This is a genomic window from Parendozoicomonas callyspongiae (assembly GCF_023502345.1).
Classification (GTDB): domain Bacteria; phylum Pseudomonadota; class Gammaproteobacteria; order Pseudomonadales; family Endozoicomonadaceae; genus Sansalvadorimonas; species Sansalvadorimonas callyspongiae.
In genome coordinates this window covers 67,322-82,412 of sequence record NZ_JAMFLX010000014.1, presented here as the reverse complement: position 1 = coordinate 82,412, position 15,091 = coordinate 67,322, and the positions used below count along the sequence as shown (strand labels likewise).

Genomic DNA, 15,091 nt, shown 5'->3' with positions numbered 1-15,091 from the left:
TTCACGAGACTTTTTTAGACGATTCTAAGAGTTGGCTGCGTTTTTGAGCAGTGAAATGAAGGTTTTTTCATCAATTTCGCCCTGTTTTCTCAAAGATTTGAGCTCCTGGCCGGACTTACTGTAAAAAAGAAATGCAGGTGGACCAAAGAGGTTAAATTTCGACAGGATCGCCCTCTGATCGGCGGAGTTCTCGGTAAGATCGAGTCTTAGCGTAGTAAAATTTCTCAATGCTTCAACTACTTGAGGGTCTGGAAGGACCTCTCTATCGAATATTTTGCAGGAAATACACCAGTCTGCGTAAAAATCGACCACAACAGGTTGGCCCAGCTGGCGGGCCTGTGCAAGTTTCTCTGTAAGTTCGGCGCTGGTTGTAATTGTTACAAACTCATTTGCAGAACTTTTATATATGCTCTGATCCTGCCCACTGCGGAATGACAACGGACGAAGTGGATCTGTTTGACCCTGAATACCCCCTACAAACAGGGAAATACCATAGATCAGCAGTAGAATTCCAAGCGCCTGCCGGAAAGCCTGCCATCTCTGAGGTTTGGCGAAATGGAGGGCTCCCATGTACACAGCGCAGCCAACTGCCAGGGCACCCCAAAGCAACAAGGTGATATTGCCAGGAATCACTCTCTCCACTAGCCAGATAGCGACCCCCAGCATCAGAACGCCGAATATCGCCTTGATGCCATCCATCCACATTCCGGCCTTGGGGAGAAGGGCTGCTCCTCCAAGTCCGATCAGAAACAGTGGTGTACCCATGCCAATACCGAGACTGAACAGTGCCAGGCCTCCGATAACCACATCTTCCGTGCTGCTGATAAAGACCAATGCTCCGGCCAGAGGGGCAGATACGCAGGGGGATACCAGCAAGGTTGAGAAAACGCCCATTAAAGCAGCACCCAGCCAGGTACCCTGGCGTTCACCGGTTGCTTTCTGGTCAGCCTGCGACAGTTTGTCTCGGAGCTTTGCAGGTAACTGCAACTCGTAGAGGCCAAACATTGATAAGGCCAGCGCGACAAACAATATGGCAAAGGGAACCAGAAGCCATGGAGACTGTAAGCGAGCCTGGAGGTTGAGGCTGGCGCCAAAGTAGCCCATTAACATGCCTGCCAGGGCGTATGTCACAGACATGGCCAGCACGTAGCAGGAGATCATCATTATGGTGTGGCTTCTGGAGCCTTTGCTCCCTGCCACCATTGTCGAGACGATTGGAATCATGGGTAGGACACAGGGCGTAAAGGTCAGCGCCAGGCCTCCCAGGAAAAACAAAATCAGGGTTTTGAACAGACTCTGGTTATCCAGCAATGATGTCAGAAACTCCCCCTGATCAACTTGTGGTGTGTCAGAAGAAGCTGTCTGTGCTGTTGCACTCTGGCTTATGGGAATAATGGTCTGGGTAGTGGGGGGGTAGCAGAGACCAGCCTCTGCGCAGCCCTGAAACTTGACCCGGATTTCTGGGAATTCATCCTCGGTGATGATCGGTATGGCGACTTCAATATCGGAGGGAAATATCTCCAGTTCGCGTTTCAGAAACTTGTCATATTTGGTGACCCCCTGGGGAAATGAGGGTTCACCAAGTTGAGTTGAGCTGGGGTTTGCAGCCTCAAATCCGAACATATGACGATACAGGTAATGGCCTGGAGTTACGGCAAACCGGATAGTGATTTGATCATTATCAAGCTCTCCTGAAACCTGGAAAGCCTCTTCAACAGGAAGGAAATCGGGTTCTGCTTCATTCCCGCTCAGCAGTGAAGTAATGGAGGCCTGGGCAAAAGAGCCAAGGAGCAACAGGAATAAAAGAAGAATGTGAGCGGGCGAAATGATTTTTGGGGCAGAGTTGCTTGATATTCGTGACATCGGCTCAGTTCTCATTGGTTCGACACATATTTTTGCTGCTGGAGAGCCGAACTGCAATGATTGAGACGAAATTACAACAAAAGTTCAGGCAGCAGGGAGGAATCCTGCTGCCTCAATAAAGAAGCTCTAGCTATAGGCTTTTACGGATTTCACAATAACTTCTCTGGCGGCGTCCGCATCCTGCCAGCGGTCGATTTTGACCCATTTGCCTTCTTCCAGATCTTTATAGTTCTCGAAGAAATGCTCAATCTGCTTAATCAGGAGCGGGGGAAGATCAGTGTACTCTTTAATTTCCCTGTACAGTGGAGTCAGCTTGTCATGGGGGACAGCAACAACTTTCTCATCCTGTCCGCTCTCATCAGACATATTCAGCATGCCTACCGGGCGGCAGCGAATTACTGATCCGGGAACGACCGGATAGGGTGTTACCACCAGAACATCCAGAGGGTCGCCATCATCAGCCAGGGTTTGGGGAACGTAACCATAGTTGGCGGGATAAAACATGGGTGTAGACATAAAACGGTCTACAAAGACAGCATCGGAATCCTTATCTATTTCGTACTTGATGGGGTCGCTGTTTGCCGGAATTTCGATAATTACGTTGATATCGTTGGGGATATCCTTTCCGGGGGCGATGGAATTAAAGCTCATCTGAGTAAACCCTTATTTTTGCGCGAAATGCCGCAGAATTATAAAGCCTCAGTTAGTGGTGGGCTAGATCTCAAGTTGACAGTTTCAAGAACTTCTCGACATTTTGCAGGCTGGAAACTCATTCTCTGGTAGATCAGTGTCAGATAAATGCCTTAATTATCGGACAGTTACACCTCTCCCCTAAACTTGGGTCATCTAAGCTAATGACATGGACTCAGGCTGGCATGGTGCGCCCGCCAGTTAAACATGGAAGGTAAATATGGCTACTCCTCCTGGAGGAACGGGACCTAGACCGTCCCCAACCACATCATATCCCTTGAGGCCTGTGGGAGATCAACCCGGTCACCAAACGGAAAGAGCACAGCCTGGTTTAAGAACAGATCCATCATTTGGGGGGAGGCGCGGTATTTCGGTAGCAACACCAAATGCAACCACCAAGGGAACTGGTACCCCAAACGGCTCCGATCCAAATAAGCCTGTTCATGATCGCAACATCCAGATTACATCAGCGGGAACTCCACTCGCTTCCCAGCCTAATACTGTTCCTAATGGCCCAATTCCCCTGACCTTACCTGATGGTACAGAAGTAACACTCGAGAGAATTGATGATGGCGGCGGTCCAACAGACGTTGACTCAAGGTTGGGGGAGCTTCTCAATAAAGAACGTAAAGGGGACATTGAGGGCGAGAAGAAAAAATTCTGGGAAAAAGCTGTCGGTGTTGCATCTTCTGCGATGGATTTTTTAATGCATAACAAAAAATTCCAGACTGGTGTGGGATTAATTGGAATATTCGCCTGTGTTGGAGTTGGTTGTGTTTTCCCCGTTGCACTTGTTGCCGCTGGTCCATTCATTATCATTTTTGCTAACGGGTTTATCGATAATCCAATGCTGACAGACAACCCATCTCCATCTCCATCTCCATCTCCATCTCCATCTCCATCTCCATCTCCATCTCCATCTCCATCTCCATCTCCATCTCCATCTCCTCCATCTCCTCCATCTCCTCCAGGACCTCCAGGACCTCCAGGACCTCCAGATCCTCCAGGACCTCCAGGACCTCCAGGACCTCCAGGACCTCCAGGACCTCCAGATCCTCCAGGACCTCCAGGACCTCCAGGACCTCCAGCATCAAGAAGCTTTTCTACTCCTGGTGAGGAGGATGAGGATGAAATACGACGCCTGGCCTCCATATCTGCTCGCAAAGGGAGGAGGAAAACTGGTCAGCCTATTTCTTCTTATATGCCTCCTCCCGGTGTAAGCATGCCAGAGGCAATGAAAATAGCATCAGAACTGGGGCTGGATATAGAGGCTCTGATGAAAGAGCAGGATGAGGTTCATGCCTTTGATTCTCAAAAATATATCACTTCATTAGGGACGCAAAATCCTGATGGTAATCAGTTAAGTGTGGAGCAAGTTGAAAAAATCAGAAAGAAAGTGATTTTAATGGTTTTGCCTCAATATCAGACAGACAGAGAGCCACTGAAAATGGATCCTGCGCTAAGCCCAAGAGAGTGGAGGATGGTACAAAATGCTCTGACGAAGCAGGTTGTTGATATTCTTGCTGGAGAAGGTGGAGCGAACAAGCTCAACTGGGGCAGCAGCAGACTTGTTAAAGAGGCTGCTCGACAGCTGGGTATTCCACAAATGCTACAGGATAAAGGGGCACCAATTAATAAGTTCCTAAGATCTAGAGTTCGAATAAGTGCGCGTGAGTGGTTTGAGAAGAAAGGCTTTGTAAAAGGAACTAGGTCATGAGCATACAGACCGGTGGTCCCCAGTCAGCCCAGCAAATTCAGCAGGATCGAACTCTCAAAGGGCAAGATCAGCCAATGTCGGGTCAGAAGATGATGAAGAAGACCATCAAGCTGATTAACTCAGCAGCTGGCGCTCCGATGAACCAGAACTTTATTGATAAGACCAGCCTTGATGCCCTTATGCTGGCCATAATGAGTGAGCGCGCTGAACTTCTGGAGGAAACTTTGCGGGAACAGGTTCAGGAAGTGCGGAGCAAAAACAATAAACTGAAAAATGCTAATCAGATAATGGCCAAAGCCCGAGCGGCAAAAAAGGGATCAAAAGAAGAGGAAGACACAGAAATGCCCCAGGAGGTCAAAGATTTCTTTGCAAAAAATGACATTCCCTGGGGGGACGGTGGCAAGAAAATAAATCCCAATGAAACTTATAAGCTTAATTCTGGGGAGTGGGATCTGGCTATAGAAAATATGAAGGGCTGGACTGAAAGCTTAACCAGTACTTCCCAGTTAGATATGACCAAACTGCAATCAACATCCGGTAAATTCAACCAGACTTTCGAAATGATGTCGCAGTTTATTTCCAAGTACTACAGAAGTGGCGACAACATTATCAAGAATATTTGAAGCTTGTACGGCAAGGAGGGCTGTCAGTGGATACTCAAGATATGGATTGGTCTCAGGAAAAAGTCGATGACCTGCTGGCTGATTACTTCAGTCGCGGGGGGACATTCAAGGAATTGAAGAATCTGAGTGACGAATCAATGGAAGCAATCTATAGCGTGGCATTCAACCTGTATCAGGGAGGGCGCTACGATGAGTCAAAGAAAGTATTCCAGTTTCTCTGCTTTTATGACCACTACAACAAGAAATACTTCCTGGGTCTTGGGGCCTGTCAGATGATGGAACAGGACTATGAGACTGCCATCGAATTGTTCAGCTTTGCCAGTGCATTAGATACCGATGATCCCAGGGCAATGCTCTACATAGGTGATTGTCATATGGCGCTGGGGAAAGCTGGTGCCGCAAAGGTGGCCTATGAAACTGCCGCTGAATGGGCAGGAGAGCAGGAAGAGTATAGAGACGAAAAACTTCGGGCAGAAAACATGGCTGTTAGTGCCATGGCTGTCATTGACGAAGAAGGATAAGAGCTTATGAGTGGCACTGGTGGAATCAGAGTTGATCACGGGGGCGCGGTTCAAAACTTAACGCCTTCCAACTCTTCCGGAAAAGCGGGACAGACTCAGACTGCAGAACATGTAGGCCGAGGTTTTTCTAATAAAAACTCAGTGTCACATCAGCGAAACGCCAAGTTCAAAGGGGATGCTGCGGGAAGAGAACGGTCTGTAAGACTCCCCAAGCCGACTGTTGACCCAGCAAAGGTAACAAACCCAGCTTTGCAGGCACAGATTGCTCAAGGTATTGATACAACAGAACTTGTTTTTACTTTTGAAGATATCCTGTCAGAACTGGCCTCCTCAGAAGAACAGGATGGTGCTGATAGCGATGTTTCCGCAACCGGTCTGTTTAGTTCTACCAGGCAAAAAGGTGGAAGTCGGCAGGGAGGCGGTGATCAGTCTGGTTATCAGGGTGGACAACAACAAGTCTCTTTTGAGCAACCAGCAGCGGGTGTAACAGATGAAGCTCAAAAGCTTGCTGCAATGGAGCAGGAAGCCCTGCATGTTTTCGACAAGGTGCTTGCCATTGAGAGTGCCCCGCCTGAAGTGATGGAGCAACTCAAAGCTTCCAGTGCCAAACTTGCCGATGCAGTTTTATCAGGAAATATTGAAGATGTGGCAAGGATGCTATCTGAAGTCCAGACCAAACTTCAAGACACAAGAATAAAGTTCGATGAGCAGGCTATTAGAACCAGTCGGCTGAAGCGCAGCCAAGTAAGTCAGCAGCGAATTGAAAAGCTGACAGAAGCTCTGGAAAAACTCAAAGAATCCAAAAAAGCAGGAACCATCGGCAAGATATTCGGAGCTATTGCCACAGCCATAATGGTTGTGGTTGCCGCTGTGACCATTGCAACAGGTGTTGGTGCAAAAGCCGGTATAATGCTGATCATGGCAGCAACAATTATGGTGGCAATGACCATATCGCAAAACACTGGTGACTGGATGACCAATCTTGGGGGTTTAATCAAAGATGACAAAGCTCAGCTGGTTATGGGCCTTGCCTGGGCCATACTTGCCGCAGCCCTATCCCTTGGATCTGGCTTTGTTGCAGGTAAGAGTAAGGTTGTGACTGATGCTGCAACAACAACGGTACAGCAGACCACTAATGCTGCGACTCAGGCTGCTCAGCAAGGTGCAAATGCGGCAGCCCAAGGTGCACAGCAAAGTGCAAACACCGCAGCTCAAACAGCTCAGCAGTCTGCTGCAGTTGTTCAGGAAACAGCTAAACAGGCGGCCAAGACGGCAACTGATGTCGCAGATGATGCCGTTGAGCAGGCCACAAAGGTTGCTGTGAAATCAGCTCAGGAGTCAGCTAAAGAAGCTGCCAAATCGACTGCTGAGGCGACCAAGGAAGCTACAAAAGAGACCACCAAGCAACTGGCGGAGATCTCCAAAAAAGAAATGTATTTTCGTCGGGCTGCTCATATTGGTCGGTTTACTCAAGGAGCTTCACAGGCAGTTGAAGGAAGTGCCCAGATCAGTTCTTCTGCATCACGTTATGAAGGTGAGATGTATCAGGCATCTGCAACCGATGATCTTGCAGAGCTGACAAAGCTCCAGCTCCAAATGGAAGATTGGATGGAAGCTATTGGCAGGGCTCTGCAGGAGATTCAGGAAGGACAACAGATTGCATCCGATATGTTGTCTCAGGCGCAGCAAAATAAATTTACTATTGCCCGGAATATTTAACAGCCGGCATTCAGGTTTGAGTTTTCAGGGAGTAGAAGACTATGAAAATTAATCAGGGACAAAACCCCGTTCCATTAGAGCAGCCAAGGTCAACGGAGAATGCTCATCAGGCTAAAGCTGCTAAAGGAGCAAAGGCCGGTCACCTCTCGGGAAACAATCTCAATGTGGGGCGTCACCATGGCGGTCATCCTGTTAGAGGGGGGCAAACTCAAGGTATTCCCAAGCCAGTCTTGAACCCACCTAACCAGGATCCGACAGTTGCCTCATATCAGGCCGCTCTGGGAGGGCTGGATCAGGTCGTTGCTCAGTCTCAATCAGAAACATTGGCTGGAGACCTCAGTGATCTGGCTGATGCCCTGGAAGAAGCTGCCGAAGAGGGTGGGGGCGATGATGGTGGTGTTGTAATCGGAACCAAAAACGGAAAGTCACGGCTCAGGAGGATCAACGTTTTAGCCAGTGATGTGCGTTTGAAAAACACCGATCAGGAGCAGGCGAAAGATTTGTCTCAACAGTTAAGACAGTTGGGGCGTGACGCTGCCAAAAACCCTGAAGCTGGTGAGCGTATGCAGGAATCCATGAGCCAGCTTAGGAATATGCTGAAAGGTGGTGATATGGACGGATCAAAAATGCGCGACGTCCTCAAAAATATGCATGCTGCCAGAGGTGATTCGACTGGGGATGCTGGTAAGAGTGGCCTTATGCAGCAGTTGCAAAGTGCTGGCAAGCCCCAACATAACATGGCACCAGGGGTAGAGGTTGGGGATGTCACAGTTATGGAGAATGCTAAAGGCTTTTCTGGTAAGGCTGGTAACCACTCCTACAGTACTGATTTTTCCAAGAAAACCATGTCAATGAATATTGACGGCAATGAGATGAAACTCAAGTTCAAATCTGATGGATCAATGACTGCCACTGTCAATGGATCACAGTTTCCCGTAGGAAAGGATGAAACTTCAACCTACAGCCAGTTTTTCATGTTGATGGCGTTGTTTCATGAGATGGGTGTTGAGCAGCGTAAGCAGAGTCGTCAGGGACGAAATATGGCCAATAAGGCCGTGGTTGAGAAAATCAAAGCTCAGGCTCAGGAACAGAAAAGCGCAGCGGCTGCCAAGTTAGTTGCGGGCACTGTTTCTGGATCAATCAAAGTTGCCTCTGCTTCTATGACCATGGCTGGTTCTATGAAAGGTTTAAAAGCTGACCAAGCAGCTGCTCAAGCGGGTTCGGCCAGCCGCCCAGGAGATATGATTTCAAGACAGTACCAGGCTATGGGACAGATGTTTGAGGGCTTAGGTGAAGCTGCATCTTCCACGCTCCAGTACAAAGCAGCACTGCATGAAGCAGCAGGTACAGAGTTGAGGGCAGAAGAAGAACAGGCTCGGTTTGTTAAGCAGACTGAACAGGATCAGATGCAGGTTGCTCAGGAGTTATCATCAAAAGCCCGGGATACGTTTGCTCAAACCTGGAATCAGTTCTTACAAACGCAGCAGAATATTACCAGAAACATCTGATAGCTTTTCGGAGAGGTCGTCATGCAGGGTGCTGGTGGTGTTGCCGGTCCGGCTTCAGTCAATGCCAACCTTCCTGCCGGTCAGGGAGGTTCTGCTGACAGTGTAAATGGACAGCACAGTCAATTTGGTAATGTTTTGATCTCCCAAGGGCCAGCCAGTGCTGCCTTCCTTGAAGAAGCTTCTATTTCCCTGTCTTCCCTCCGAAAATTTGAAAGCAAAGATCAAAAGAAAGAAAAAGACCTTCAGAAAGAGCTGCAAAGGCTCAAAGAAACTGTTCCTGACCTGCCGGGAATGGAAAAAATGGACAAGTTCCTGCAGCAACTCCAGCAGGCCAAATCCAGCAATCAAACACTGACCGATGATCAGATTCGTGAATTTTCTCAGGAGTACTCTGGAGACGCTACCCACCAGTATCTTGGCATAGAAGCTTTAATTGAGCATCTGCAAGCTCAAGGGGAAGATGAACAAGCCAATCGACTGAAGGACTACAACAGTCGTTTCTATGAAGATAACAAGAAAGATATTCAGGCTGGAATTAATGTCTCTGCTGTAGCTGCTGATTTTGTTGATGAAACCGGTTTTGGCTCAGTTCAGGAGTTGCGTGATACCTGGCGTACAGCATTAGAGGTGCCGGATTTTGTGGGCCCCCTTGAAGCCTACAACTATGCCAAGGATAAATTTGGCTACGAAGATATTGATAAAGGGGTGAAATGGCTGATGGAAGCTTTAGCAACAGAGATGCACGCAATGACTTCATCGGTTGCCCCTGAGCACCTTACCCATGTACGAAAGCGTCTGGAAGTTACGTTTGGCTTGCAAACGACCATTGAAGCCAGCAGGGATAATGAGAATGTAACCATTCGAATGTTGGGGGCTGCCAATGGCTGAGGCACCTATAAAGCAGGGGGTTTTAGTTGAGGAAATTCTGCGTTTACTTAATCAGCGCTGGATTTCTGCGACCGACATTGAAGGGATTTCCGGGAAAATGGGAGTTCCTGGTGACAATCTTGAAGTAAGAATATTTGTTACTAACCAGGTTCTGGAGATGTATCGCAAGATTCCTGATCAGTATTTTAAGGATGATGAGCATCGGGAGAATATCCTGGAATCGGCTCAGGAAGCTTTGGATGATTTGATCGAACAGGAAGAAGAGGAAGAAGGGTTCGAAAACGACGAAGACGATGATGATTTTGAAATGGATTTTGATATTTAAGGTTAGGGAAAATGCAGGAACTGGTTGAGTCTGCAGTCAAGGATTTTGTACGAACTCTGGGAGCGGATGATATAGCTTTCCCAGAGAGTGGTATTTTGCAGTTCTCTTTTGAAAGGCTTGGCACCTTCTACATTGAGTTGGGTGAAGGAGGAGCTCTTTTCTATCTGGTAAGAGAGTTACCAGATTTTGGCATCGAGCAATCCGCGGAAAAAGCGCTGATTCTGTGCCATTCGGATCAAAGTCAGAAATACGACACGCAATGTGCTTTAATGAAAACCAATCACTTGTTGTTTCTTGTTTTTGTGACAGCTGAAAAGTTAAATGGGCAAGAAGTGGAATCCATTTTGCGGTATTTGATGAAATTGCATGATGTTTTAGCTCCCTCATAACAATAAGGACTGGAAAATTCTTTTTTATTTCATAATGTTCCACTCTATTCTCTTTTTCCCTTTCCTACGTGTTGACTAGAATTTTATTAAGCCAATTTAGGTGTTGTGCATAGCCAACAGGGAGTGGCGGTCATGCCCAGTCCAGGTGTCAGCAATATCGGTACTGCTACCGAGAAAGCGTTAACCAAACAGGATCATCAGCAGCTCGATGAGCTCGTTGAACGTCCGGATGATAAGGATGCGGATAATTTCAACGCTCTTCTTGAGCAGGGCTTTAAGAATGAGAGTGAAACCAACCTCAAAGGTGGTGAAGTCCAGCTCAAGGAAGCTCCCAACAATCTTGGCGATAAGATACTTAATGCTTTTCAGGGCATGAAGGACAACATCGACACAAGCAATAAAAAGGTCGACAAAATGCTGAATACTGATGAGATCATGTCCATGCAGGATATGTTCAAAACTCAGAAAGCCATGACCAATCTAATGATGACTCAGGATTTGATCGGTAAGGTGGTCGGCAAAGGAACGCAGACAGTCGAAACAATGATGAAACAGCAGTAACGAAACTTATAAAGGGAATCACTTCCCAAAACGCCAGGGACAGCACTTTGAAAAAATTCAGACTCGTTTTTTGCTTCCTGGGCCTGTTGCTGCTGTCGGGCTGTAAGGTTCAACTCTATACGGGACTCACTGAGAAGGAAGGCAATGATATGCTTGCCATCCTTCTCGATAATTCCATCCCTGCAGAAAAGACCATGGACAAGGATGGCAATGTCACACTGACAATTGCCACAGATGATGTATCTCGTGCCATACGACTTCTTAGAAGCAATGGTTACCCTAAAGATCGTTTCTCTTCCGTCAGCGATATCTTCCCTAAAGACAGCCTGATCTCTTCACCTGTTGAAGAAAAGGCCCGTTATACCTACTCAATGTCCCAGGAGCTGTCAGCAACTTTGTCGATGATTGATGGAGTGCTGACGGCCAGGGTCCATGTTGTGCTTCCTCAGGATCAGGGGGCAGGTCATGAAGATACATTTCCGTCATCTGCTTCGGTGTTTATCAAATATACTCCCGAGCTGGAACTGGCCGGGTTTATTCCCAAAGTGAAAACTCTTGTTGCCAACAGTATTGAAGGTCTTTCATTGGATAAAATAACTGTTTCGTTATTTCCATCCAGCCAGGCCAGTGGGGACAGTGTTATGTTGCCCCAAGAGCTTGAGACGGTTCTTTCAATTGATGTCACACCTGAATCATCGTCGCGGCTTCTTTTGATGTTTGGAGCGCTGCTTGTGCTATTCCTGTTTTCATTAGCAGGAAGCGCTGTGCTGTTCTGGCTCTGGTGGCAAAGCAGAAAGTCGATGGCTGGTGGTATGGATGATGATATGGATGTCGATACCGTTGAGGTTGATAATGTTGAGGCTGGATAATGGATGTCAATCAGCTGGTTCCAATTATTGACTTCAATTTTTCGCCTGCCGGTTATATCGATAACTCATGGCTGGAGTCCCTGCCAAACAGTCATGTGATACAAGCTTTGGGGGAAGTTCCAGAGGCTTCAAGCTGGGTTTCCAAGCATATCTTGAGGGCCTATGATCTGACGGAAAAGCCTGATTTGGACTTTACCCGTCAGGAGAAACAGTTAGCTCTTTCCAGTCGAAAATACCTTACACCCATTGTTTATCATGCCGGACTTGCTCTCAATGGACCGTTGCTGAAAGGGATTCTTAAGCGTCAGGAGCGAGCAGCAATTGAGGCTTGTATTGGTAAAGATGGTTATAACTACGCAGTAAAAAAAGGTCCATTTATTGCCGGTAATCTCCCTGATTCCTTCAAAACAGATTTTTCGATTGACTGGAATAACCCTGATGAGCTGAAGAAGCACATTTTCAGGACCGGGGTCAGGCTTCTTGGAGCTGTTTATACCAGGGAACCTGATGGCTTCAAAAAAAGACTGTTATTTAAGTTTCCCATGCCCAGCAAAGACTATTTCTACGCAGGCGGTGCCGCCAGCTATTCAGATGATGTTCAACGGCTGGGAGGCTTGATGCTGCGTAAACTGATGAAAGAGTTTATCCGATGAACCTGAATATCATAATGATCAAGAAGCAGGATTTCAGTCTGGCTCCAGGCCAGAAAGTTATCAATGCTGCCGATTACACCGTGATTGAGAAGTCAACAAAGCTGGTTGATCAGGCCAGAGAGCAGGCTCGTCAGATTGAAGAAGAAGCAAAAAAGGCTTATCAGCAGGAGAAAGAGCGAGGATATCAGGATGGCCTGATGCAGAGCCGGTTAGAGCAGTCTGAACAGATGTTGAAAATGGTTGATCGCTCTATCAGTTATCTCGCGGATGTAGAGGCTTCATTGGCAGATATCCTGATGACTGCAGTTAACAAAATTATTGAAGGGTATGACGACCGGGCATTAACAGTTGGTCTTATTAAAAGTGGCCTACAGCACGTTCGCAACGAACGCCAGGTGACTGTACGTGTTCCCCCGTCCCATTATAGTTATGTGAAAGAGCAGGTGGCAGATATTCTTTCTGGCTACAAAGGCGTTGGCATTCTTAATCCGGTTTCCGATCCTCGCTTGAAGGCTGGAAGCTGTATTCTGGAAAGTAAAATTGGTGTTGTGGATGCCAGCATTGATATCCAAATGGAAGCACTGAAAAAGAACTTCGCCAAGTTGACTGCAAACTCAATGGATGCTGTCAGGAAAGAGGAAGGTGCTGAATGGGCAGATAATCCTCACCCTGTTGAAGAAAGCTCTGTTGAGCCTGAGGTTGCTGAGAAGAAGCCACAGCAGGATTCTCAACAGGGTGGAGAATCCTGGTTCACATAAGGCTGACGATGCGAGGTGTGATCAGGAACAAGCGAACATTTTTCTTTCTGTCGTCCTTCTTGTTTCGAAATGCTGCTCCTACGATAGGCATATCTCCCAAAACCGGTATTTTATCAATACTTTTTGTAGTTTCTTCATAGTAATACCCACCTACAAGCAAACTCTCATTTTCATCAATCACTGCTTGAGTACTGATAGAGCTGTTCTTAACAACAGGAATATCATCAGCCCCCTGAGCATTTGAAGCTTGGGCTCCATCCTGAATATTTACACTGAGGTGCAGTTTCCTACCGGTGACTTCATCCACGATACGTGGGGTTACTTTCAATACGGAGCCATAAGTCACAGGGAAAAGCTCAGCGGCATCCTGACCCGCAACTTTGACGTAAAACGTTTGACTGTTATCTAAAACTGCTTCCATATTATCCAGAGTTAACACAGATGGTCTGGCAAGGATCTTGGCATTTCCAGACTCAGAAAGCAGGTTAACCTGGGACATCAACTTGCCAGAGGTGATATTGATAATTGTGCTGAAGGAATTGGATATATCGTTGGCAGACTGCCCACTAAAGGGGTTAAAGCGGATATAGTCCTTATCTGATTTCCCCAGTTTCCAGTTCACACCAAGCTGGTCAAGATTATTGGTGTTGATATCAATAATTGAAACGTTGATTTCAACCTGAGCCAGCGGCTTATCCAGAGTATTAATCAGGCTCTCATACATCGACATTTTGGATTCAAGGTCATGGATTATGACCGCATTTAGGCGTCTGTCAGCATTTATAAATACGCTCTCGGAGTGGGCCTGAGCTTGTGCGGGAGCCGGTGGCTGGGCTTGAGAGCCGGCAGGAGCTGCACCATCAAGTCCTTGCAAGGAGCGGCCTTGAGCCTGTGCTGGGGCACTGATTCCACCACCCTGAACGATTTGGCGAAGAACTGTTGCTACTCCGGGAACAGTAACGTTCTGATTGCGGAAGTTGAAAGTGCGGTCGTCAGCCCAGGCATACCGCAATGGGAAGACCTTAACCGTTAGTTGGCTCTTCTGGCGTAATCCTGCCTTGGCATCCAGAAGGCTTGCGGTTTGAGTCACGAGCTCCATATACCGTGGTGGACCGGAGAGGTAGATGATTCCTTCAGCAGGGCGTGAACGCCAATAGAAACGGCTGTCCCATATCCCAATTTCCATCAGCGTCTTGCGAAAGTCTTCAGCGCTTAGATATTGCAGGTTAATAATCTGCTTCTCGATTTCATTGCTGTTGTAGACATAAAGAGTATTACCATCGAAATACCAGATCAGGTTATTCAGCTGGGCAATTTTATCGAGGAACTCAACGGGAGATAGGGGGCCGATACGGCCATTTACCACGCCCTCCACAGCTTCACTGATGATAACCGGAATTGCGTAGTTGCTGGCAAAGTTGCGTATCACATCCGAGACAGGCTCACTATTGCCAAAGTAAGCATAAGGACGGCTGCCAAAGTCTTTTTCCTTTACCGGCTCCATAGCCTGAAAGTTACTCATTTCAGGCATGACAGGAGCTGGCATTGTTACTGGAGACTCTGCGGGAGCCATCTCCATCATATTTGATTGGGGTATTTCGCCAGCTGCAGGAGCGGGCAATGATTGAAGTAATTCTGTGGGGTACTGATTATCGGGAAGATGGATGACCTGCCCAATCATCAGGTCTTCAGGATCTGGGATACCGTTGTGATGAGACAGAAGTGCTGTCGGAACATCGTACATATCAGCAATTTCTGACAGGGTTTCACCGGGCTGAACTATATGTTTCTGACTCTGCTGACTAGATGAAAAATTATATTCCTGTTGCCAGCCGGTCAGGTTATCTACACCAGAGTAGGCTGCAGAGCTGATGGCCAGAGAAAGGCATATAGTGAGCGGTTTTATCCATTTACCCCGGTTTTTCTGGGGTAACAGCCCGCAAGAAAGCTTCAACATTGTGCGTGCGTCCATGCCTGCATCCGGGCGAGAGCCGCCCCTTATTATAA

17 protein-coding genes are annotated in these 15,091 nt (G+C 47.4%); 12 read left to right on the top strand and 5 right to left on the bottom strand.

Going from position 1 to position 15,091, the window contains the following annotated elements:
- Nucleotides 1–24 precede the first annotated feature (24 nt).
- From dsbD to M3P05_RS11600, 4 genes are all read right to left on the bottom strand, one after another.
- Nucleotides 25–1,863, bottom strand: coding sequence for a protein-disulfide reductase DsbD (gene dsbD / locus M3P05_RS11615; protein WP_249699817.1), 1,839 nt, complete (start codon nt 1,861–1,863; stop codon nt 25–27).
- Between the two features lie 126 nt (nt 1,864–1,989).
- On the bottom strand, nt 1,990–2,514 hold the full coding sequence (ppa, locus tag M3P05_RS11610; RefSeq protein ID WP_249699816.1) for an inorganic diphosphatase: 525 nt from the start codon (nt 2,512–2,514) through the stop codon (nt 1,990–1,992).
- Between the two features lie 480 nt (nt 2,515–2,994).
- Nucleotides 2,995–3,414 (bottom strand): hypothetical protein, encoded by a 420-nt coding sequence (locus M3P05_RS11605; RefSeq protein WP_249699815.1) that lies wholly within the window; start codon nt 3,412–3,414, stop codon nt 2,995–2,997.
- Nucleotides 3,387–3,644, bottom strand: coding sequence for a hypothetical protein (locus tag M3P05_RS11600; protein WP_249699813.1), 258 nt, complete (start codon nt 3,642–3,644; stop codon nt 3,387–3,389). The genes M3P05_RS11605 and M3P05_RS11600 overlap by 28 nt, the downstream gene beginning before the upstream one ends.
- A 131-nt stretch (nt 3,645–3,775) precedes the next feature.
- Between M3P05_RS11600 and M3P05_RS11595 the strand changes: the two genes are divergently transcribed.
- The 12 genes from M3P05_RS11595 (at nt 3,776) to M3P05_RS11540 (ending at nt 13,084) form a co-directional block, all read left to right on the top strand.
- The gene (locus tag M3P05_RS11595; RefSeq protein ID WP_249699811.1) at nt 3,776–4,270 is read left to right on the top strand and encodes a hypothetical protein; all 495 of its coding nucleotides are present in this window, start codon (nt 3,776–3,778) and stop codon (nt 4,268–4,270) included.
- The gene (locus M3P05_RS11590) at nt 4,267–4,893 is read left to right on the top strand and encodes a hypothetical protein (RefSeq protein ID WP_249699809.1); all 627 of its coding nucleotides are present in this window, start codon (nt 4,267–4,269) and stop codon (nt 4,891–4,893) included. Before M3P05_RS11595 ends, M3P05_RS11590 begins: the two co-directional genes overlap by 4 nt.
- A gap of 26 nt (nt 4,894–4,919) precedes the next feature.
- Nucleotides 4,920–5,414, top strand: a complete 495-nt coding sequence (locus tag M3P05_RS11585) for a SycD/LcrH family type III secretion system chaperone (protein ID WP_249699807.1) — start codon at nt 4,920–4,922, stop codon at nt 5,412–5,414.
- Between the two features lie 6 nt (nt 5,415–5,420).
- Nucleotides 5,421–7,133, top strand: coding sequence for a type III secretion system translocon subunit SctE (gene sctE / locus M3P05_RS11580; protein WP_249699805.1), 1,713 nt, complete (start codon nt 5,421–5,423; stop codon nt 7,131–7,133).
- 41 nt (nt 7,134–7,174) lie between these two features.
- On the top strand, nt 7,175–8,641 hold the full coding sequence (gene sctB / locus M3P05_RS11575; RefSeq protein WP_249699803.1) for a type III secretion system translocon subunit SctB: 1,467 nt from the start codon (nt 7,175–7,177) through the stop codon (nt 8,639–8,641).
- A 21-nt stretch (nt 8,642–8,662) separates the two neighbouring features.
- A complete protein-coding gene (locus M3P05_RS11570; protein WP_249699802.1) occupies nt 8,663–9,529 on the top strand; it encodes an HrpJ domain-containing protein in 867 nt (288 codons plus the stop codon).
- On the top strand, nt 9,522–9,854 hold the full coding sequence (locus M3P05_RS11565; RefSeq protein WP_249699801.1) for a TyeA family type III secretion system gatekeeper subunit: 333 nt from the start codon (nt 9,522–9,524) through the stop codon (nt 9,852–9,854). The genes M3P05_RS11570 and M3P05_RS11565 overlap by 8 nt, the downstream gene beginning before the upstream one ends.
- Before the next feature lie 11 nt (nt 9,855–9,865).
- Nucleotides 9,866–10,243, top strand: coding sequence for a type III secretion system chaperone family protein (locus tag M3P05_RS11560; protein WP_249699800.1), 378 nt, complete (start codon nt 9,866–9,868; stop codon nt 10,241–10,243).
- Between the two features lie 132 nt (nt 10,244–10,375).
- The gene (locus M3P05_RS11555; protein ID WP_249699799.1) at nt 10,376–10,804 is read left to right on the top strand and encodes an EscI/YscI/HrpB family type III secretion system inner rod protein; all 429 of its coding nucleotides are present in this window, start codon (nt 10,376–10,378) and stop codon (nt 10,802–10,804) included.
- A 47-nt stretch (nt 10,805–10,851) separates the two neighbouring features.
- Nucleotides 10,852–11,673, top strand: a complete 822-nt coding sequence (gene sctJ, locus M3P05_RS11550) for a type III secretion system inner membrane ring lipoprotein SctJ (protein ID WP_249699798.1) — start codon at nt 10,852–10,854, stop codon at nt 11,671–11,673.
- Nucleotides 11,673–12,326, top strand: a complete 654-nt coding sequence (locus M3P05_RS11545) for a SctK family type III secretion system sorting platform protein (protein WP_249699797.1) — start codon at nt 11,673–11,675, stop codon at nt 12,324–12,326. The genes sctJ and M3P05_RS11545 overlap by 1 nt, the downstream gene beginning before the upstream one ends.
- The gene (locus tag M3P05_RS11540; protein ID WP_249699796.1) at nt 12,323–13,084 is read left to right on the top strand and encodes an HrpE/YscL family type III secretion apparatus protein; all 762 of its coding nucleotides are present in this window, start codon (nt 12,323–12,325) and stop codon (nt 13,082–13,084) included. Before M3P05_RS11545 ends, M3P05_RS11540 begins: the two co-directional genes overlap by 4 nt.
- Here the strand turns inward: M3P05_RS11540 and sctC are convergent.
- The gene (gene sctC, locus M3P05_RS11535; protein ID WP_249699795.1) at nt 13,077–15,056 is read right to left on the bottom strand and encodes a type III secretion system outer membrane ring subunit SctC; all 1,980 of its coding nucleotides are present in this window, start codon (nt 15,054–15,056) and stop codon (nt 13,077–13,079) included. The genes M3P05_RS11540 and sctC overlap by 8 nt on opposite strands.
- Between the last annotated feature and the right edge of the window lie 35 nt (nt 15,057–15,091).